Origin of the sequence: Rhodococcus wratislaviensis, assembly GCF_041228765.1 — a bacterium.
Lineage (GTDB): Bacteria > Actinomycetota > Actinomycetes > Mycobacteriales > Mycobacteriaceae > Rhodococcus_F > Rhodococcus_F wratislaviensis.
Window position 1 is genome coordinate 1,405,826 of record NZ_CP150488.1, and the last position, 20,002, is coordinate 1,425,827.

At 68.1% G+C, this 20,002-nt stretch carries 20 protein-coding genes; 10 read left to right on the forward strand and 10 right to left on the reverse strand.

Features of this window, described 5'->3' with window-relative positions:
- Genes WKC72_RS06300 through WKC72_RS06335 form a run of 8 tightly spaced genes read right to left on the reverse strand, consistent with a single transcriptional unit; the run spans position 1 to position 7,468 of the window.
- Entirely contained in the window at positions 1-1,080 is a 1,080-nt protein-coding gene (locus WKC72_RS06300) for an MSMEG_0565 family glycosyltransferase (protein WP_370182059.1), read from the reverse strand.
- A gap of 1 nt (position 1,081) precedes the next feature.
- Positions 1,082-1,930, reverse strand: coding sequence for a carbon-nitrogen hydrolase family protein (locus tag WKC72_RS06305; RefSeq protein WP_370182060.1), 849 nt, complete (start codon positions 1,928-1,930; stop codon positions 1,082-1,084).
- 5 nt (positions 1,931-1,935) lie between these two features.
- Positions 1,936-3,192: an MSMEG_0569 family flavin-dependent oxidoreductase gene (locus tag WKC72_RS06310; protein WP_112299878.1), complete on the reverse strand. Its 1,257-nt coding sequence runs from the start codon at positions 3,190-3,192 to the stop codon at positions 1,936-1,938.
- On the reverse strand, positions 3,192-3,494 hold the full coding sequence (locus tag WKC72_RS06315) for an MSMEG_0570 family nitrogen starvation response protein (protein WP_037242810.1): 303 nt from the start codon (positions 3,492-3,494) through the stop codon (positions 3,192-3,194). Before WKC72_RS06315 ends, WKC72_RS06310 begins: the two co-directional genes overlap by 1 nt.
- Entirely contained in the window at positions 3,487-4,443 is a 957-nt protein-coding gene (locus WKC72_RS06320) for a carbon-nitrogen hydrolase family protein (protein WP_370182061.1), read from the reverse strand. Before WKC72_RS06320 ends, WKC72_RS06315 begins: the two co-directional genes overlap by 8 nt.
- Positions 4,440-5,873 carry an MSMEG_0567/sll0787 family protein gene (locus tag WKC72_RS06325; protein WP_370184274.1) on the reverse strand — a complete coding sequence of 478 codons (1,434 nt, stop codon included), beginning with the start codon at positions 5,871-5,873 and terminating at the stop codon, positions 4,440-4,442. Before WKC72_RS06325 ends, WKC72_RS06320 begins: the two co-directional genes overlap by 4 nt.
- Position 5,874: 1 nt before the next feature.
- Positions 5,875-6,933 carry an MSMEG_0568 family radical SAM protein gene (locus tag WKC72_RS06330; RefSeq protein ID WP_268788964.1) on the reverse strand — a complete coding sequence of 353 codons (1,059 nt, stop codon included), beginning with the start codon at positions 6,931-6,933 and terminating at the stop codon, positions 5,875-5,877.
- A gap of 10 nt (positions 6,934-6,943) precedes the next feature.
- The gene (locus WKC72_RS06335) at positions 6,944-7,468 is read right to left on the reverse strand and encodes an MSMEG_0572/Sll0783 family nitrogen starvation response protein (RefSeq protein ID WP_112300354.1); all 525 of its coding nucleotides are present in this window, start codon (positions 7,466-7,468) and stop codon (positions 6,944-6,946) included.
- A gap of 416 nt (positions 7,469-7,884) precedes the next feature.
- Here WKC72_RS06335 and WKC72_RS06340 point away from each other — a divergent pair, with 416 nt between their 5' ends.
- The 5 genes from WKC72_RS06340 (at position 7,885) to lexA (ending at position 13,350) form a co-directional block, all read left to right on the forward strand.
- The gene (locus WKC72_RS06340) at positions 7,885-9,252 is read left to right on the forward strand and encodes a hemolysin family protein (protein WP_370182062.1); all 1,368 of its coding nucleotides are present in this window, start codon (positions 7,885-7,887) and stop codon (positions 9,250-9,252) included.
- A complete protein-coding gene (locus WKC72_RS06345) occupies positions 9,245-10,258 on the forward strand; it encodes a hemolysin family protein (RefSeq protein WP_370182063.1) in 1,014 nt (337 codons plus the stop codon). Before WKC72_RS06340 ends, WKC72_RS06345 begins: the two co-directional genes overlap by 8 nt.
- Before the next feature lie 60 nt (positions 10,259-10,318).
- Positions 10,319-10,849, forward strand: coding sequence for a hypothetical protein (locus tag WKC72_RS06350; protein WP_174233804.1), 531 nt, complete (start codon positions 10,319-10,321; stop codon positions 10,847-10,849).
- Positions 10,850-11,072: 223 nt separating this feature from the next.
- Positions 11,073-12,533, forward strand: a complete 1,461-nt coding sequence (locus WKC72_RS06355; protein WP_370182064.1) for a PepSY-associated TM helix domain-containing protein — start codon at positions 11,073-11,075, stop codon at positions 12,531-12,533.
- 154 nt (positions 12,534-12,687) lie between these two features.
- The gene (gene lexA / locus WKC72_RS06360) at positions 12,688-13,350 is read left to right on the forward strand and encodes a transcriptional repressor LexA (protein ID WP_370182065.1); all 663 of its coding nucleotides are present in this window, start codon (positions 12,688-12,690) and stop codon (positions 13,348-13,350) included.
- Between the two features lie 57 nt (positions 13,351-13,407).
- On the opposite strand, the gene WKC72_RS06365 is transcribed toward lexA, so the two are convergent.
- Positions 13,408-14,004, reverse strand: a complete 597-nt coding sequence (locus WKC72_RS06365) for an AIM24 family protein (protein WP_370182066.1) — start codon at positions 14,002-14,004, stop codon at positions 13,408-13,410.
- Between the two features lie 93 nt (positions 14,005-14,097).
- On the reverse strand, positions 14,098-14,574 hold the full coding sequence (locus WKC72_RS06370) for an Lrp/AsnC family transcriptional regulator (RefSeq protein ID WP_037242789.1): 477 nt from the start codon (positions 14,572-14,574) through the stop codon (positions 14,098-14,100).
- Between the two features lie 135 nt (positions 14,575-14,709).
- Here WKC72_RS06370 and pdhA point away from each other — a divergent pair, with 135 nt between their 5' ends.
- The 5 genes from pdhA (at position 14,710) to WKC72_RS06395 (ending at position 19,964) form a co-directional block, all read left to right on the forward strand.
- The gene (pdhA, locus tag WKC72_RS06375) at positions 14,710-15,846 is read left to right on the forward strand and encodes a pyruvate dehydrogenase (acetyl-transferring) E1 component subunit alpha (protein WP_370182067.1); all 1,137 of its coding nucleotides are present in this window, start codon (positions 14,710-14,712) and stop codon (positions 15,844-15,846) included.
- Between the two features lie 4 nt (positions 15,847-15,850).
- Positions 15,851-16,855, forward strand: coding sequence for an alpha-ketoacid dehydrogenase subunit beta (locus WKC72_RS06380; protein ID WP_370182068.1), 1,005 nt, complete (start codon positions 15,851-15,853; stop codon positions 16,853-16,855).
- Positions 16,852-18,075, forward strand: coding sequence for a dihydrolipoamide acetyltransferase family protein (locus WKC72_RS06385; RefSeq protein ID WP_370182069.1), 1,224 nt, complete (start codon positions 16,852-16,854; stop codon positions 18,073-18,075). The genes WKC72_RS06380 and WKC72_RS06385 overlap by 4 nt, the downstream gene beginning before the upstream one ends.
- Positions 18,076-19,449 carry a dihydrolipoyl dehydrogenase gene (lpdA, locus tag WKC72_RS06390; RefSeq protein WP_370182070.1) on the forward strand — a complete coding sequence of 458 codons (1,374 nt, stop codon included), beginning with the start codon at positions 18,076-18,078 and terminating at the stop codon, positions 19,447-19,449.
- Between the two features lie 98 nt (positions 19,450-19,547).
- A complete protein-coding gene (locus WKC72_RS06395; protein WP_370182071.1) occupies positions 19,548-19,964 on the forward strand; it encodes a TIGR03667 family PPOX class F420-dependent oxidoreductase in 417 nt (138 codons plus the stop codon).
- Positions 19,965-20,002 lie beyond the last annotated feature (38 nt).

Here is a 20,002-nt window from a genome sequence, read left to right on the forward strand (position 1 = left end):
TCAGCGGTGCGCCGCGACCTCCCGGTAGAACTCGAGATGTTTCTGCGCGACGTCGTCCCATCGATGTGAGCGAGCGAAGGCGCGCCCCTCGTCGAGGGAGGCGCCGTCGGCAGGTTCCGTCAGGGCGCGTGCCATCTCCTCGTGGGTGGACGCGTACCGGACCGTCCCCCGGAAGACCTCCCGCAGGACCGGCAGGTCGCGTGCGACGACGGGAACGCCCGCCGCCAGGGCTTCCATCGCGGCCAGCCCGAATCCTTCCTTGGTGGAGAGGAAGGCGAAGGAGCGCGCCTGGGCCACCAGTGCGGGGAGTTCGGCGTCGTCGATCGTTCCGAGAATCGTCGGTGTCACACCCAGCTCTGCGGCCCGTCGGTCGAACTCGTCCCGGTACCCCCGGTAGTCGAACAGGGTCTCGCCGCCGGCGAACACCAGCCGCAGGTCCGGTTGCTCCTTCACGAGCAGTGCGAACGACTCCACCAGGTCGATGCTGCCCTTGCGCGGTTCGATACCGCCGACCGCCAACACGTACTCGCCCAATACATCGGCCCACCTGCGGCGGCGCTCGGTGTCCTCGCGGGCTTCCTCGAATCGGGCGGCGTCCACGCCGTTCGGGATGACGGCGCAGTCGAGACCCCACCCGGCGGAGACCTCCGCGGCGACGGCCGCGGATACGCAGATTCGCGCGTACGGATCCACGATTGCGCGCTCGTGGCAGGCGGCCAGCGCGGGCGTCGTGAACTGGTCGAGGTGGTGGATGGTTCGCACGCACCGCCCGACGGCGTTGGCACTGATGCAGTCCTGCGCGTGGACGATGTCGTAGGCCTCCGCTGTGAAGGCGGCGCGCATCGTCTCGATGGATCGGAGGATCCGTTCACCGACGGTCTCGTCGTCGACGTGTGCGAACGGCACCACCTGCACGGTGACTGTCGGGTCGACCGGACGGAAGAATGCGGCGTCGCCGTGCCTGCCCAGGGTCCAGACCGTCACGTCCGAGCCCTGCCGTGCGAGGGCCTCGGCCAACGCCAGCGTGTGCACGACTCCGCCTCGCGGTTTGGTCGAATAGGTCAGAAGCGCGATCCGCACGTCAGTATTCTCCTCGGTCCAGCAGGCTCCGGTAGGTGTCGATGCGGCGCTCCTCCAGGTGCCGCAGCACCTTCCTTGCCCGGTTCACCTCGTAGTCGACGTCGAGTTCGGCGACGGCGAGGCCGCCCTTCGTCCCCGTTCTCGCGAGCACGTCGCCGCCCGGGCCCACCACCTTGGCCTGACCGAGGAACCGCAGTCCACCCTGGATTCCGGTCTGGTTGGACGACACGAGGACCACCTGGTTCTCCGCGGCCCGCGCCGAGTCGTACAGGTCGAACAGGCGTGATTGCCTGTCCTGCGTCATGCGCGCCGCCCGGTCCGTGATGCTGGCCGGCCACGCGGACAACGCGGCGATGATCCGCGCGCCGTCGAGCGCGAGGGTGCGGGCCGATTCCGGGAACGTCTTGTCGTAGTCGATCAGCATCCCGATCCGGCCCACCGGTGTGTCGAAGGCGGCGAAAGAGTCACCCGCGGCGTACGCCAGGGATTCCCCGGCCGGCTGATGCACCTTGCGGTGACTACCCAGCACACCGTCGCCGGTCACGCAGGTGGCGGCGTTGTATCGCACCCCGTCGCACAGTTCCGTGTACCCGATGCAGACCGTCATGCCGCCCGCCATCTTCGCGACGGCCTGCAGTTCCGGGCTGTCCGCGGCGAGCGCGGGCGGGAGTTCCTCCGTGTCCGGCCGCCGGAGGTCCGAGATGTAGCCGCCGAGGCAGGCGTCGGGCAGGACGAGCAGGTCCACCCCGTCGTTCGTCGCACTCTCGATCAGCGCCTGCAACTTCAGGAGCGCGCGATCGATGTCGCGGCCGAAGTGCCCCGCCAACGCTGCCAACCGTGTCGTCACCATAGGCGTCAGGCTAGTGTTGCCGTCGCCGGCAACACACCCGCTTCCAGTTCGATGCGGTCCGCCAGGTACTCCGCGTCCCGCGCGACTCCCGCGAACCGTCCCGAACCCCACGTGTGCTGCCACGGAAGGCCGAGGAAGTACAGCCCGGGCACCGCGGTGACGCCGCGGTTGTGGGTGGGATGGCCCTCACCGTCGAACACGCCCGCGCGGAGCCACCGGTAGTCGGTCCGGAAACCGATGGACCACACCACCGACGTGATGCCCGACGTCGACAGTTCCAACTCGGTGACCTCACGTTCGGGACGCCAGACCGGCACGTACCGTTCCTCGCGCGGCGCATCGATGCCCGCGCGGTCGATGTACGCGTCGATGGAATCCTTGATGCTCTCGCTGACGGCGTCGGCGGCATCGAGCGACGACTCCAGCGTGGGCGCGAACCGCAGGGTTCCGTCCACGACGTCGAGCAGCCGCCCGTACAGACGCATTCCTGCGAGCGCGAAGGCCCGGAGGTCGATGTCGCGGCCACCGTCCCGGCCGGTGACGTAGTGGTTGGTGTTCTCGCGTTTGCCCAGACCGCCCGGGTGATCGGCGATCGAGACGTCGTAGGTGCCCATGTCGTGCAGCCAGGCCACGCAGTCCCGTCCGCGGTAGAACCGCGCGACCCGCGGAGCCCCACCGGTGACGAGGTGGACGGTGCGGCCCGCGAGATGAAGATCCTCCGCGATCTGGGCGCCGGACTGGCCGTTGCCGACCACCAGAACCTCGCCCGCGGGCAGGTCGCCGGCGCTCCGGTACTGCGACGAGTGCACTTGGGTGATGCCGGTGGGCAGCCGTTCGGCGAACCGGGGCACGACCGGTGTGTGATACCCGCCGACCGCGACCACGACGTGGTCGGCGCGCATCGGACCTTCCGTCGTGTCCACGTCGAACCCTCCGGAACCCGACTGCCGCACCGAGACCACCGTGACCCCTTCGCGCACAGGAGGATCGAAGGTGTCGGCGTACCCGCGCACGAACTGGTAGGTCTGCTCGCGGTTCATGAACCCGTCCGGATCCCCGCCCGAGTAGCTGTATCCCGGAAGGGTGCACTGCCAGTTCGGGGTGACGAGAGTGAAGCTGTCCCAGCGACTGTCGCGCCACTCGTGGGCGATCGAGTCTCGTTCGAGCACCACGTGGTCGATTCCACGCTGCACCAGATGCCAGCTGATCGACAGACCGGCCTGGCCGCCGCCGATCACGACGACTGTGTGTTGTTCGGTCATCACGACTCTCCGGGGAGTGAAGCCGGGTTCATCTCGAGGACCCGGACGAGGGATTGGGGGTCGAGGGTGCGGCCGGCGCGTTCGAGTTCCTGCATCTGCTCGGACGCGGACGTGCAGTACATCCCGAACTTGGCACGAACCCGCTCACTGGCCTCGGTGAGCGCCGTCGTCGTGCGGGTGAGGAAATCGGCGACCGTGTAGTCCTCCCCGGCCACCAGGTGGTCGTGCATGACCAGCGACGGGGAGTAGCAGGACTGGGTGTTTCCGTCCGGCCACCGCACCGTGAACGTCATCTCAGGCATCGACGGGCTCCAGTTCGGCTGTCGTGGTGCGGAGGAACGACGGTCGGGCCGTCGCGTCGAGCCGGGTGCCGCTCACCCGGTTGTCCGCGACGACGTCTCCGTACAGTTCCGGCCGGCGGTCGCGGAGGTTGTACATCCCGCCGCTGCGAATCGCGTCCAGTTCGGCCTGCACATCCAGTGTGGCCGAGGCGAGGCCGGGTTCCACGCCTGTGGTGGCGAGGATGTCGCCGCCGGGGCCGACGATCTTCGCGCTGCACACGAACCGGAGCGAACCGAACGTCCCCGCCTGATTCGACGCCACCCAGACCACTTGGTTCTCCGTGGCCCGCGCGCGGTCGTAGATGTCGAATCTCTGCTTCCACCGGTCGTCTTCGGGATTGTCGACCCGGTTGGTGCGGGCGGTGGGCCACGCCGACAGCGACGTGATGATCTCCGCGCCGTCGAGGGCGAGCGTCCTCGCGGCCTCGGGAAAGGCCTTGTCGTAACAGATCTGCATGCCCATCCGTCCGACCGGTGTGTCGAATGCCTCGTACTTGTCGCCGGCGCGGTAGCAGAGGTTCTCCCCCAGCGGCTGGTGCACCTTGCGGTACGAGCCGAGTACTCCGTCGCCGTGCAGCGTCACCGCGGCGTTGTACCGGTCGGCACCGTCGGCCTCGCAGAATCCGAGGGTGATCACCAGGTCGCCGGCCATGTCGACGACCCGCCGGATCTCGGGCCCGTCCAATTCCAGTGCGGGCGGGAGGCTGCGGAGCCGACGCTGCCGCTGCTCCTCGCTTTCGTCGCCTCCGCCCAGGCTGGGCAGGTAGCCGCCCAGGCAGGCCTCCGGAAGCACGAGTAGCGAACTCCCGGCCGCCCGCGCCTGCCCGATCAATTCACCGATTGTGCGGTACGCCTGTTCCATGTCGCGGCCGAACTCTGCTGCCGCAACGGAGATTCCGATGTCAGTCATGCTCTTCCCAATCCTGTGACCGTGGATTGCACCACGCGTGTCGTTACGCCGTCGGGCCAGCGAAGGCTGACCCCCGGCTCGTATGTCAGTTCCCCGCAGGCAGCCGAGGTGGCCGGTCCGGCGGGCGCCACCGCGCTACCCCGCCGATCGGCAGTGACCATCGCGAACCCGGGAAAGCACGTCATCCAGTCGCCCGCCGTCGTCCCGCGCGGTCGCGGGACCGATGCGACGTCGAGGACGGCGCCGAGTCCACTCGCCTCGGCGAGCATTCCGGTGGTGCCGGCGATCCCCGCCATGCTGATGTCCTTCGCCGCGGCGGGGCGGGTGCGGGCGACGAACGAGGCCATGTCCCGCAGTGCGTCCGAGCTGCGATGAGACGTCGAATCCCACTGTTGTCCGGTATATCCCGGCCGCCACTGCCCGTCGAGATCTGCCGTGAGCGTGAGCTCGTCGCCGACCCGGCCACCACCCGCGGGCACCGGATCCGCGGTGCGCCCGAGCGCCGTCACCGACAGCGCCGCGGGAACACCGAGTTGGGTGTGGCCGCCCAGTACCGGTACGTTCCACGCCTCCGCAGCCCGACTGAGCCCACGGATCACCTTCGACAGGATCGACGTGTTCGGGGCGCCGACCGAGTCGAGCATTCCGACCGGGACGGCACCCATCGCCGACAGATCGTTGAGATTGACGAGGGCGGCGCACCAACCGGCCCACTCGGGATCACGCTGAACCATGGACGGCAGGATGGCGTCACACGCCGCGATCAGGTCGCTGCCCGGTACGGGTGCGCCGTCGTCGCCGCGGAACCCGCTGCCGCCGAGCGCTTCACCGTGCACGCCGAAGGGTGCCAATGTGTCGGCCAGACACGACTTCGTGCTCTGGACCAGACGCTCGACTCGATCGATCGGCCACGTCATGTGCACGTGTGGCGCGCCCGCTACCGTGACGACGCCCATCCGCGTCCAGCCCAGGTGAGCGAACATCGTTTCGTTCTGGCTCTGTACGGTGGCGTCGAACCGCAACACACCGCGGGATTCGGCGTGGGCGCAGGCGGCGCGCACGAGTGCCTTCCCGATTCCCCTGCTGTTCCGGACGTTTCGACCCACCACGAGGCGGCTTCCCGCCCACCAGCCGAGGTCGGTGCCGTCCGTCATCGGTGCGAGGCGAACACCGCCGAGCACCTCGCCGGTGGTGCTGATCGCCACGAGCACCACGGTCCGGGGATCGTCGTCGACATCGTCCCGGTCGCTGGCGGTGAACAGTCCCTGTTCCACGACGAACGTCTCACGCCGCAGTCGTCGGTACGCCTCGGTCATCACGCGACCGGTGGCGGGTTGCACGAGGAAGTTCCGCTGCGACTCCTGAATCGACGGCCCGGTGAGGACGGCGAAGTCGGAAGGAGTGCTCTCGGCGGTCGGCAGGTCCCACATGTCAGCCTCCGGCATTCTGAAGGACGCTGCAGGCCCCGCACGCGGCGCAGCCCGCCTTCTGGTCGGCGCCGCGCATGCCGCCCGCCTGCAATTCCTTCGCCACCCGCGAGGTGACGTCGGCGAGCAGGGCGGGCGACGGCGCCTGCGCCCCCTCCTCGACGGCCAGTGTGCCGGCGAGCGGCCGGAACGGGACGACGAACGGGTAGACACCCATGTCGATCAGTTCGGCTGCGCCCGAGACCAATTCGTCGGGATCCTCACCGAGACCGACCAGCAGGTACGTCGACACCTGATTCCGTCCGAAGACCCGTACCGCCTCGCGCCACGCCGCCCGGTACTCGTCCAGCGGAACCGTCGCCTTGCCGGGCATCCAGCGCCGCCGAACCTCGTCGTCCAAGGACTCCACGTGGATGCCGATGGAATCGGCCCCCGCGTCCCGGAGATCCGTGATGGTCCCGAGATCGCCGGGCGGTTCGCACTGCACCTGGATGGCGAGGTCCGGGGCCACTGCCTTGACGGCCGCGACGCATCGCGCCAGGTGACGGGCACCGCGATCCTTGGCCGCCGACGTGCCCGTGGTCATGATCATCTGGGTGACGCCGTCGAGGCGCACGGCGGCTTCGGCGACCTCGGCGAGTTGTTCGGGCTTCTTCACCGCGATGGTCGAGCCGGACTGCAGTGATGCCTCGATCGAGCAGAACCGGCACCGCTGTGCCGGGTCGTATCGAATGCAGGTCTGGACCACGGTCGTGGCGAGGACGTTCGTCCCGTGCAGCCGGGCGATCTTCTCGTAGGAGATGCCGTCGACGGTGTCCAGGTCGTAGAACCGGGGCCGGCGTACCGGCTCGATCTCCACTCCCATGTCGGTGCCGTTCATCAGCAGGCGGTTTCCGCTGACTTCGTACGGGCTGTCGGACCGGATGGGGATGGCGCCGCCGATCCCGCCGATCAGCACATGGCCGTCGTCGCTGGGGCCGGCGCCGGAAGTCCGGGTCACCGGGACGTTCAGTGACCGAATCCCACGTACTGCTACGTCAACTCGTGTCGAGAGATCGCTCATGGTTCACACCTCAGACCATGTATGTGGAGTTGATGATGGCGCCCTTGCGGGAGTAATGGATGATGGCGTCCTGCACATCGAGGGGATGTGCGGGCACGACGCCCTCGATCAGGTCCTCTTCCCTTCCGCCGTGCAGCGCGAGGCCGAAGCGGCACGCGAAGACGGTCCCACCTTCGGCGATGAACGTCGCGAGTGCGTCGTTGATGTTCTGCTCGCCCGGGAAGCCGTTGTCGCCGGTGGTCGGAAAACCGCGTGTTGCAAGGCAGTTGAGAGCGCCGGGGCCGTAGAAATAGATCGCGGACTCGAAACCTTTGCGCAGTGCGCGGGTTGCCTGCAGGACGGCGACGAAGCTGACGGAGGATTCGTGCGCGATGCCGTGCACCAGCGTGAAGTAGGACTCGCCGTCCTCGGCCTTGTAGTCGGGGAAGATCTTCGTCGACCCGTAGATGTTGCTGCCCTTCGGCAGCACCGGGTGGGGAATCTCGCCGAGTGACTTCTGGATGTTCTCGGCGATGGTGGTCTCGATGTCGGTCACAGGGGACTCCTGGGTGTTCGTGGGGCGGAGGCGCCCGAAGGGCCTGAACGCGCTGATGAGATGCTGGGGGGCGACGGCTCGGGCGTAGACTTCGATGTCCGTTCGCTCCGACTGGGAAACGTGCACTGCGTACTCCGCCGACCTGAAACAAGTACACGGTTCGGTGATTTCCGAATGGTCACGCGCGGAACAAGCTCAGGTTTCGTAACCCTCACCGCGGCCCCAATCCGGAAATCCGGCTGTAACACTTTCCTGTGGCGTCACATCCCGTCGGCGGCAAGAGTAAAGAGTCCTTTACTATGGGTGATTCGTACCCCGACTGCAGAGAGAGCCATGACCAGCGCTTCGCGCCCCCGAAGACCCAGCCCGCCCCAGAATGATCACCGCAGTCCCGGACGCAGGGCGCGGGTGAATCCATGGTGACCGTCCTGAGCATCGGCTTCGGCGTCCTCGTCGTTCTACTGATCACCGCCCTGACCGGCTACTTCGTCGCCCAGGAATTCGCGTACATGTCGGTCGATCGCTCGCGGCTCAAAGCCCGGGCCGAGGCGGGAGACGTGGGCGCCGCCCGGGCCCTCGGCGTCACTCGCCACACCTCGTTCATGCTCTCCGGCGCGCAGCTGGGCATCACCGTCACCGGCCTGCTCGTCGGTTACGTCGCCGAACCCCTGATCGGCCGCGGCCTCGGTGAGCTCCTCGGCGGCGTCGGCATCCCCACCGCGGTCGGGATCGGCGCCGGCGCCGTCCTCGCCGTCCTGTTCTCCACCTTCGTCCAGATGCTCTTCGGTGAGCTCTTCCCGAAGAACCTGGCGATCGCCCGGCCCGAACCGGTGGCCCGGTGGCTCGCGCTGTCGACCACGGTCTACCTGAAACTCTTCGGCTGGTTGATCTGGCTGTTCGACCAGTCGTCGAACCTACTGCTGCGCGCGCTGCGGATCGAGCCGGTCCACGACGTCGAACACTCGGCCACCGCGCGCGACCTCGAACACATCGTCGCCGAATCCCGCGACGCCGGTGAGCTGCCGCGGGAACTGTCGACCCTGCTCGACCGGATCCTCGACTTCCCCACCCGCACGGCCGGGCACGCCATGATTCCGCGTGCCCACGTCGACACCGTCCGGGCCACCGATTCCCTGGGCAGTGTTCTCGAGAAGATGGGCGCGGGACACACCCGTTACCCCGTGGTCGGGAGTTCCTCCGACGATCTGCTCGGCGTCATCCACCTCCACGACCTGCTCGGCGACCAGGCCGACGGGACGGCCGCGTCCTGGGCCCGTACGGCCGTGGTCGTGCCGACGTCCCTGCCTCTGCCCGACGTGCTGGAACAGCTGACAGCTGCCCGGGACGAGATGGCCCTCGTCGTCGACGAGTACGGCGGTTTCGCGGGTGTCATCACGGTCGAGGACCTCGCGGAGGAACTCGTCGGTGAGATCGCCGACGAACACGATCCCGACGGCGACGCCTCGGTGACGGGGTCGGCGTCCGAAGGTTGGACGATGCCCGGCGATCTGCACATCGACGAGGTGGAGCGCATCCTCGGACACGACCTCCCGCCCGGTGACTTCGAGACGCTTGCGGGTGCCGTCATCGCCGGGTTCGGCGGTCTCCCCGTCGTCGGTGACGTCGTCGCGATCCGGTTGAACCCGGACCCGTCCGATCTGATCAACAACGTCGACCTACCCGTCCGCAGCCTCGCCGCCGAGGTGCGGGCAATCGACAAGCACGTCCCGTCCTCGCTGTTCGTGAGGCTCCGCATCCTGGAGAGTGACTCGACCGATGAGTAGTTCGTGGGTCATCGTGCTCGTCACCGTCGGGTTGATCGCGGCCAGCGCGTTCTTCGTGGCGATCGAGTTCGCGTTGATCGCTGCCCGTCGCCACCGGCTCGAGGACGCCGCCCCCACCAGCAGGGCGGCCCGCGCGGCTCTGCGCAGCGCATCCGAGTTGTCCGTGCTGCTGGCGGGATCCCAGCTGGGTATCACGGTCTGCACCCTTGCGCTCGGTGCCGTCACGAAGCCGGCCGTGCATCACTGGCTCACCCCGGCCTTCGAGGGGTGGGGTGCCCCGCTGTGGCTGGCGGACGTGCTCGGATTCATCCTCGCCCTGATCATCGTCACGTTCCTGCATCTCGTCGTCGGTGAGATGGCACCGAAGTCGTGGGCGATCGCGCACCCGGAGAAATCGGCGACCCTGCTGGCGATCCCGATGCGCGGGTTCATGTGGGCCACCCGCCCGCTGCTGTCGGTGCTGAACCGGATGGCGAACCGGTGTCTGCGAAGGTTCGGCGTGGAACCGGTCGACCAGGTCGGGGCCGGGCAGGATCCCGACGCGCTGCGTCACCTCGTCGAGCACTCGGCGCTCGTCGGCACGCTCGACGAGCGGTACCACGGCCAACTGACCAGCGCCCTGAAACTCCAATCGCTCGCCGTGCGAGACATGGTGCGGCCGAACACCACCCCGAGCAGTGTCGCCACCGATGCGACTGCGGCGGCGATCAAGGCGGCCGCCGATCGAAGCGGCCACCTCCGGCTGCTCGTGCGTGACGAGGACGGGATCAAGGGTGTGGTCCACGCCCGGGACAGCCTGCGAGCCGGCGCCGCAGTGACGGCCGCCGACCTCATGCGCCCTGTGCTGACCCTCGACGCGGACGCCGCCGTGTACGAGGCACTGCACACCATGCGCGAGACCCGCAGCCATCTCGCCATCGTCACCGACAACGGTCAATTGACCGGTGTCGTCACATTGACGGACGTCCTCGCGCGACTGCGCCCGGCGGCCGGGACTACCGCCTGACCCGCTTCGCCCACCGCGGCCGGGTCCCGCGGTGAGCATCGGAGGCGGTACCCTCGCGGGGTGAATTCACGGTTGGAGGTGGTCGCGCGGGTGCGCGGCTCCTTCGTGGGTTCACTGTCCGGCGCGGTCAGCATCGCCGCGCACGGCATCGGTGGAGGCGGAATGCCCCCGAGCGATGGCTCGGTGGTGCTGCTTCTCGCGGCATGCGCCGCAGTCGGCGCTTCGGTCGCCGCGGTTCGGGTGGCCACCCGCGAATGGTTGTTCGTGCTGTCGGTGCTCGCAGCCGGGCAGCTGATCGGCCACACCACGCTGGCATTGGCCGCTGACCATTCCCACGGCCTCGGGCTCTCCACCCCGATGATCGCCGCGCACCTCGCCGCGATCGCGGTGGCGGCGGTGCTGGTCCGGTCCGCCGAACGTGCCTGCCTGAGGGCGCTGGCGGCGTTGTCGCGCATCGTTCTCGCCGTCCTGGCCCCGTTGCAGGTCGACACCGGCACCTGGACGGCGACCCCGGTCTACCGCGCGAAGCTCTCGTTGTGGCTGCTGGTCGCCGCGGGCGCCGGCACCCGCGGACCACCCGCTCTCGTCTAGTCGAATCCTTCCTCACCGCCTTCCCGGCACACACGTCAGACGTGTGGTCGTCGGTTCGGCGTGTTCTCACGGCACCAGCAGACTCCCCGGTGAGTCACGGTGCCGATCCCTTCCTGAGTCGGCGCATCCCCGACCTGTGACCTCGAGGTGCCCAGCGCACCCCGCAGTGTGCGGCCTCGAGGGCGCTGGGTGCCCGTCTCACCCGATTCGAAGCGAGATCGTCATGTCCATCCCTGAACTCGAACGCGACACACCGGTCGCGCCCGACCCTGCGTCGAAAGACTCCTCGCCGCCGCGCAGTTTCCGGCCACTGATCCTGCGCCTGCACTTCTACGCGGGGATCCTGGTGGCCCCGTTCCTGGTGATCGCCGCTGTCAGCGGCGGCCTCTACGCCCTCGCACCATCCGTCGAGCAGCTCGTCTACCGCGACTACCTGCACGTCGATTCGACCGGCCCGGACCTGCCGATGTCCGAACAGGTGCGGGCCGCGCAGCAGGTTCGCCCGGATCTCGCCGTCGCCGCCGTGCGCCCGGCGACCGATTCGGGTGACACGACCCAGGTGATGTTCACCGACCCCAGCCTGGGGGAGTCCGAACGCCTCGCGGTCTTCGTCGATCCCGACACCGCGCGGTCGGTGGGTGAGCTGGTGGTGTACGGCAGCAGTGGGGCGCTGCCGATGCGGACCTGGATTTCGCAGTTGCACCGGCATCTGCACCTGGGCGAGCTCGGCCGCATCTACAGCGAGCTCGCCGCGTCGTGGCTGTGGGTGATCGCGCTCGGTGGCGTGTACCTGTGGGTGCAGCGCTACCGCACCACCCGGGCCCGCAACGCGGAGGCCGCCAGGCTGTGGACGCTCGACCGGTCGAGCCGCGGACGCAACCGCACCCTGAGCTGGCACGGGGTGGTCGGTATCTGGATCGCGGTCGGCCTGGTGTTCCTCTCGGCCACGGGTCTGACGTGGTCGCGGTACGCGGGCGAGAACGTCGACGAACTCCGTACCGCCCTGAGCTGGACCACCCCCAAGATCGACAAGACGCTGGATTCGGCGCCCGCTTCCGGCGCCACCGCATCGGGCGATCACGGCGTGCACGGCGCAGGGCACATTCCCGCGCCGGATCCGGGAATCGTCGACAGCACCGTGGGCGAACTCGACACCGTCCTCGACGTGGCTCGGCGGGGCGGTGTCACCGGTGCTGTCGAGGCGACCGTTCCCGCCGACGCGGGCACCGCGTTCACGGTCACCCAGACCCGCGAACCGTGGCAGTTCTCGACCGACTCGATCGCGGTCGACGGGGCCACGGGCACGGTGACGGACGTGTCGCGATTCGGTGACTGGCCGCTCGCCGCGAAGCTGACCTCCTGGGGCATCGCCCTGCACATGGGGTTGCTGTTCGGCCTGCTCAACCAGTTGGTCCTGGCCGCCCTCGCGGTGGCACTGCTCGCGGTCATCGTCCGCGGCTACCTCCTGTGGTGGCGGCGCCGGCCCACCCGCGGCACCGCGCGGGCAGTGGGGAGGCCGCCGATGCGGGGAACCTGGCGCCGAATCCACCCGGCCGCAGCCGTGGCCGGAGTCGCCTGCGTCGTCCTCGTCGGCTGGTTCGTTCCGCTGCTCGGCCTCAGCCTCCTCGCGTTCCTGATCGTCGACGTCGCGGTCGGCGCTCTCGCCCGCACCCGGGCAGGGTGAGCGAAAGGGGGCTCCCCGCGAGGTCGAGGTTTCCGTCGGCGGCATCTCCTCGGGAGGTGCCGCCGGGTTTTCGAACGATCCGGCAGGTGCACCACGCATCGACCGGCCTTACGCCGTGCTCGAGGGGGCTGTCGTCACCCCCTACCATTCTTCGGTGACCGATTACGACGATCTCGACATGTTCGGCGGCCTCGACGCCTCCACCCTGCCACCTCGCCAGCAGCGGATTCTGGCAACGATCCGGGACTGGGTGGCTGCACACGGATGCCCGCCGAGCACCCGACAGATCGGGGACGCGGTGGGCCTGCGGTCGACGTCGTCGGTGTCCACGCATCTGAAGAGCCTCGAGGAAAAGGGCTTTCTCCGCAGGGGCACGGCCATGGCTCGGCAGTTGGACGTGCGCCCGTTCCTGTCCGAGGCGAAGCACGGAGGCTCGTCCGACAACAATGTGACGGTACCGGTAGTCGGCGACATCGCTGCCGGCGCACCGATCCTCGCGGAGGAGCACGCCGATGAGATGCTGACGCTCCCTCGCGAGCTCGTCGGCTCCGGCACCGTGTTCGGGTTGCGTGTGCGCGGCGAGTCGATGATTGACGCCGCGATCTGCGATGGCGATGTCGTTGTGGTGCGCCGCCAGGACGAAGCCCATTCCGGCGAGATCGTCGCCGCGATGATTGATGGCGAGGCCACTGTGAAGGTGCTGCGGCGCCGCGATGGCCACGTCTTCCTCGAGCCCCGCAATCCCGCCTATACCGCGATTGACGGCGACGACGCAGTCGTCCTGGGCAAGGTGGTATCGGTGATGCGCCGGATCTGAGGATTGCGCAGCCTGAACGGTTCAACGCTCCTCACCAAGGCTGAGTCGGCAGACCCCTCACGGTTTGGGAACCGGGTGCCCCTCCGACGCCTGGACGACGACGATGCCGTTTCCGGTGAGGCACAGCTGATAGGCCTCACCGGAACCTCGGCCGATCGCGGCGGCCATCTTCGCGGTCTTGCGGATCGTCGAATTCAGGCCGGTCGACCACAGCACCGCGCTCTGCATGTCGACGTAGGTGGGGGTGTCCACGTTCAGGACGACGGGGGTGCCGTAGATGGTGACCGCGAGGACGCCGCGGCCGGTGAACGTGGTGTTGAACAGTCCGCCGCTGAGCATGGACGCGCCTTCGACGCGGTTGATGTCCCAGCTCAGCGAACTGTCGAATGCGAGAACGTTGGAACCGCTGACGGTCACCGACTCGTCCTCGAGTTCGAGCAGGAAGATCTCGTCGGCGTCGCGGGCGAGGAACACGTCGCCGCTGCCGGACACCTTCATCAGCGACATGCCCTCGCCGGTCAGCGCCTTCTTGAAGAACTTCCCGACGCCGCCGCTGCCCTGGTAGGCGAAGTCGACGTCACCCTGGTAGGCGACCATCGACCCCTGCCGGGCAAAGAAGTGGCCGCTGGTTCCGGCCAAGTCCACCTTGAGCATTCGGGGATTCTGTAGCACGAAGGTGCCCGGTTAACCACTGCGTTCCGCGTTCTTCATCAGGTCGCTGCGCATGCCGGAATCCTATCCGCCCCGTCAACGAACCCATTCCGGTCCCGGCCCGTTGTCTTCCTCGAAGATCAGCCACGTCTTGGTCGACTGCACCCCTTCGAGGCTCTGCAACCGTTCGAGGACGACATGGCGCAGTGCGCTGTTGTCCGGTGCGCGCACCAGGACGAGAACGTCGAAATCGCCGCCCAGCAGCGAGAAGTGCTCGACGAAGGGCAGTGTCCGGAGCTGGGTGGAGATGCCCCGCCACGAGTCCTGCCGGATCGAGAGGGCGATGAAGGCGGACGAGCCGAGTCCCGCCTTGGAGTGCGAGATCCGGGTGGTGAAGCCTTCGATGATTCCCGCCTCCTGCAACCGCTCGATGCGGACGTAGGCGTGCGCGCGGGAGATGTGCGCCTTCTCCGCCAGCGCTCGCATCGAGATGCGGCTGTCGGCGACGAGTTCCTTGATGATGCGTCGATCGATCGCGTCGAGTTCGTACGTGTCGGTTGTGTCGCCGGCCATCTGTCCATCCCTGCTGTGGTCGCTCACACTCCGGTGAGACATTCTGCTCCCGATGAGCTGATTCTAGACCGTTTGTCTCTGATTCTCCCTTGTCGTTGTCTATTGGTCGTTCCGTTGCGAGCATTGACGAACACAATGCATCTGGAGGTAGTCGTGACGCTCGTAGAGCCGCCGGTGGCGAGGCCGTATCGGAAGTTCCTTCCCGCCGAGCGTGCGGTGCAGTATCTGGACGCGGCCGGCGAGCTGACCGAGAGCGAGGCCCGGTATCCGCGCCCGGCGGACGACCGTCTGGTGGAGATGTACCGGAACATGGTGCTGGGCAGGCGCTTCGATCAGCAGGCGACAGCTCTGACCAAGCAGGGCCGGCTGGCTGTCTATCCGTCGTCGCGTGGTCAGGAGGCCTGCCAGATCGCGGCGGCGATGAGCCTGCACCCCGGCGACTGGATGTTCCCCACCTATCGCGACTCGGTGGCCCTCGCCGCCCGCGGCATCGACCCGGTACAGATCCTCAGCATGCTCGCCGGCGACTGGCACTGCGGCTACGACCCCGCCGCCCACCGCAGCGCACCGCAGTGCACCCCGCTGGCCACCCAGTTGCTGCACGCGACCGGTGTCGCCTACGGCGAACACCGCAAGGGAAACGATACCGTCGCCCTGGCGTTCTGCGGCGACGGCGCGACCAGCGAGGGCGACTTCCACGAGGCCCTCAACTTCGCCGCCGTGTTCAAGGCCCCGGTGGTGTTCCTGGTGCAGAACAACGGATTCGCGATCAGCGTGCCCCTCGCCTGGCAGAGCGCCGCACCCAGCCTGGCGCACAAGGGCGTCGGCTACGGAATCGGCTCCGAGCAGGTGGACGGCAACGACCCCGTGGCCATGCTCGCCGTGATGGACGAGGCCGCGAGATTCGTCCGTGCCGGTAACGGCCCGGTCATCGTCGAAGCCCACACCTACCGGATCGACGCGCACACCAACGCCGACGACGCCACCCGCTACCGCGACTCGTCCGAGGTGGAGCAGTGGCTCGGACGCGACCCACTGGCCCGGCTGGAGAAGTACCTGCGCGGGAAGGGCCTGCTCGACGACGCGGCCGCCGACGCGCTGACCGCCGACGCGGAAGTTGCCGCCGCCGAACTGCGTGCCGGCATGAACGTCGACCGAGCCGGCGACCCGATGGACCTGTTCCGGTACGTCTTCGCCGAACCCACCCCGCAGCTTCGCGAGCAGCAAGCACAGGTCCAGGCCGAGTTGGCCGCCGAGTCCGAGGAGAACTGACACCATGCCCGTGCTCACCCTGGCCCAGGCCCTGAACACCGCGCTGCGCGACGCCCTCACCGCCGACGAGAACGTCGTCGTCTTCGGCGAGGACGTCGGCACCCTCGGCGGCGTCTTCCGCGTCACCGACGGCCTGACCCGCGACTTCGGCGACGACCGGTGCTTCGACACCCCGCTCGCCGAATCCGGCATCATCGGCTTCGCGATCGGCATGGCGATGGCCGGGTTCAAGCCGGTCGTCGAAATGCAGTTCGACGCGTTCGCCTACCCGGCGTTCGAGCAGATCGTCTCCCACGTCGCGAAGATCCGGAACCGCACCAAGGGCGCGCTGTCCGTGCCGATCGTCATCCGGATCCCGTTCGCCGGAGGCATCGGTGGGGTCGAGCACCACTGCGATTCCAGCGAGGGCTACTACGCCCACACTCCCGGTCTGAAAGTCGTCGCCCCGGCCACCGTCGAGGACGCCTACACCCTGCTGCGCGAGGCGATCGACGACCCGGACCCGGTGATCTTCCTCGAACCGAAACGCCTGTACTTCTCCCGCGCCGACGTCGACCTCGCGGTGGGCGCGCCGATCGGGCGGGCCGCCGTCCGGCGTCCCGGCCGGGACGCGACCATCGTCGCGTACGGGCCGTCGGTGACCGTCGCACTCGAATCCGCCGAAGCCGCCGCGAAGGAGGGTCACGACATCGAGGTGATCGACCTGCGGTCGATCGTGCCGTTCGACGACGAGACCGTCATGGCGTCGGTCCGCAAGACCGGCCGCTGCATCGTCATTCAGGAGGCACAGGGATTCGCCGGCGTCGGCGCCGAGATCGCCGCCCGCGTCCAGGAACGCTGCTTCCATCACCTGCACGCGCCGGTGCTGCGGGTCAGCGGATTCGACATCCCGTACCCGGCGCCGAAACTCGAACGCCTCCACCTGCCGAGCGTCGACCGCGTCCTCGACAGCGTCGACCGGTTGCAGTGGAACGACTACGCCGACACCCGCTGGGCGGTGACCGCATGAGCGATCAGGTGTTCCTGCTCCCCGACCTCGGCGAGGGACTGACCGAGGCAGACATCGCCGAATGGAAAGTCCGGGTCGGCGACACCGTCACCATCGACCAGGTGGTCGTGGAGGTCGAAACCGCGAAAGCCGCGGTCGAGGTGCCGATTCCGTTCGAGGGCACGGTGATTTCCCTGCACGGCGACGAAGGCTCGACGCTGCAGGTGGGCACCCCGCTGATCACCGTCAGCGGAACACCCGCCGCACACGAGCAGTACCGGGAGGAAGAACGAGCCGGCTCGGGCAACGTCCTCATCGGGTACGGCACCAGCGAAGACACACGTGTGCGACGGCGGCGTGTGCGCCGTCCCGATGTCACGCCTTCGCCGAGGTCCACGGGCGGCGTGCGGGTCATCTCGCCGGTGATCCGCAACCTCGCGCGCCAGAACGGTCTCGATCTGTCGAGGCTGTGCGGGAGCGGTCCCGGCGGTGTGATCAACCGCGCCGACGTCGAGCGGGCACTCACCACGCCACCCGAGACGGCCGACGCGCAGCGGATTCCGATCAGGGGGCTGCGGAAAGCGGTCGCCGACAAGCTGTCGACGAGCCGCCGCGAAATCCCGGACGCGACAACCTGGGTGGACGTGGACGCCACCGATCTCCTCGCCGCCCGCCGGGCAATCAACGCCGCGCTCGACGCCGACTCCGGCGTGAGCCTGATGGCGCTGCTCGGCCGCCTGGCCCTCGCCGCGCTGAAGCAGTACCCGGAACTGAACTCGACCGTCGACACCGCACGCAACGAGATCGTTCGATACGGTCACGTCCACCTCGGCATCGCGGCGCAGACACCGCGCGGGCTCGTCGTCCCGGTGATCGAGAACGCCGACACGCTCACCACTGTCGAACTCGCACGGCAACTGCAGGAAACGACCGCGCTCGCCCGCGAGGGGACCCTTCCGCCGGCACGGCTGACCGGTGGCACATTCACCCTCAACAACTACGGCGTCTTCGGTGTGGACGGCTCGACCCCGATCATCAACCATCCCGAGGCCGCGATCCTCGGGGTCGGCCGCATCATCGACAAACCGTGGGTCATGGACGGGCAGTTGGCCGTTCGGAAGGTCACCCAGGTGTCGCTGAGCTTCGACCACCGGGTGTGCGACGGCGGCGTCGCGGGCGGGTTCCTCAGATTGTTCGCCGACTACATCGAGAATCCGATCACCGTGCTGGGGAGGCTGTAGATGACCGACACGCACAGTGATGTCCTCATCCTCGGCGGCGGCTCCGGCGGTTACGCCTGCGCCTTCCGGGCCGCGCAGCTCGGCCTGTCGGTCACGCTGATCGAGGCGGACAAGATCGGCGGAACCTGCCTGCACCGGGGCTGCATCCCGACCAAAGCGCTGCTCCATTCCGCCGAGGTCGCCGACACCACGCGAACCGGTGCCGCCTTCGGCGTACGAACGACGTTCGACGGCATCGACATCGAGGCGGTGCACCACTACAAGGACGGCACGATCGACCGATTGCACAAGGGACTGCAGGGTCTGGTCGCCCATCACAAGATCGGCGTCGTGAACGGGCACGGAAAGTATCTCGGAGACAGGACGATCGAGGTGAGCGGCACCCGCTACACCGGGACGTCCGTGGTGCTCGCGACCGGCTCCTACGCCCGGACAGTGCCGTCCATCGAGCTCGGTGAGCGCATCGTCACCAGCGACGGAGCCCTGAACCTCGGGTTCGTCCCGAAGATGGCCATCGTTCTCGGCGGTGGTGTGATCGGCGTCGAGTTCGCCAGCGTCTGGGCGTCGTTCGGCGCGGAGGTGATAGTGATCGAGGCGCTCCCTCGCCTGGTCGCGGCGGAGGATCCGTGGTGCTCGAAGCAACTCGAACGCGCATTCCGCAAGCGCGGTATCGCCGCCCGCACGGGCGTGACGGTCGCGGCGGCAAAGGAAACCGCGGACGGTGTTCTCGTGGAACTCGGCGACGGCGACACCCTCGAGGCCGAGATCCTGCTCGTGGCGGTGGGGCGTGGGCCGCGCACCGGTGACGCCGGATTCGCCGAACACGGCATCACCCTGGACCGCGGGTTCGTCGTCACCGACGAGCGGCTGCGCACCCACGTCGACGGTGTATATGCGGTCGGGGACATCGTGGCCGGACTTCAACTGGCGCACCGCGGCTTTCAGCACGGCATCTTCGTCGCCGAAGAGATCGCCGGCCTCGATCCTGCTCCCGTGGCCGAGCATCTCGTTCCGCGTGTGACGTACTCGCACCCGGAGGTCGCGTCCGTCGGACTCACCGAAGATGCCGCCCGCGAACGGTACGGCGACGCCACCACTGTGGTCTACGACCTCGCAGGCAACGGTAAGAGCCAGATCCTGAAGACCTCAGGTGGGATCAAGGTCGTCCGAGCCGGCGACACCGGCCCTGTGGTGGGTGTGCACATGGTCGGCGACCGCGTCGGCGAGTTGATCGGCGAGGCCCAACTGACCGTCGCCTGGGAGGCCCTGCCCACCGACGTCGCACCGTTCGTCCACGCGCACCCCACCCAGAACGAAGCACTGGGCGAAGCGATGCTGGCGTTGTCGGGGAAGTCGCTGCATACGCACGGTTGAGTGGAGCTTCGGTCCGCGTCGAACCGAGGGTTGGGAAGATTGCGCGCGATGAGGCGGTTGATACCGGTGGATCATCGGAAACGACACAGGAGAACGCAATGACTCTTTCAGCGTCCGCGATCACCGAATCCGTCGCCGACCGGCTGGCACGCGAGGCCATCGTGTGGTTGACGACCGTCGGTCGCAACGACACGCCGGTTCCGACACCGGTGTGGTTCAGCTGGTCGGGCACCGAGTTCCTGATCTTCAGTCGACCGGGCACCGCCAAGCTGACGAACATCGGCAAGGATCCGCAGGTCGCGCTCAATTTCAACAGCAGCGCGAAGGGTGGTGACGTGTCGGTGTTCACCGGGAAAGCTCACGTCGACGCTGACGGTCCCTCGACGGAGGAGTGGGAGACCTACGTCGAGAAGTACCGGGAGGACATGGCCGGTCTGGACTACACGCCCGACAAGTTCCGGACCGACTACTCGACGCTCGTCCGCGTCAACCCGGACCGGCTGCGCGGCTGGTAGCCACTTCGGCTCAAATGTCCAGCAGTGTCCCGGCCCGA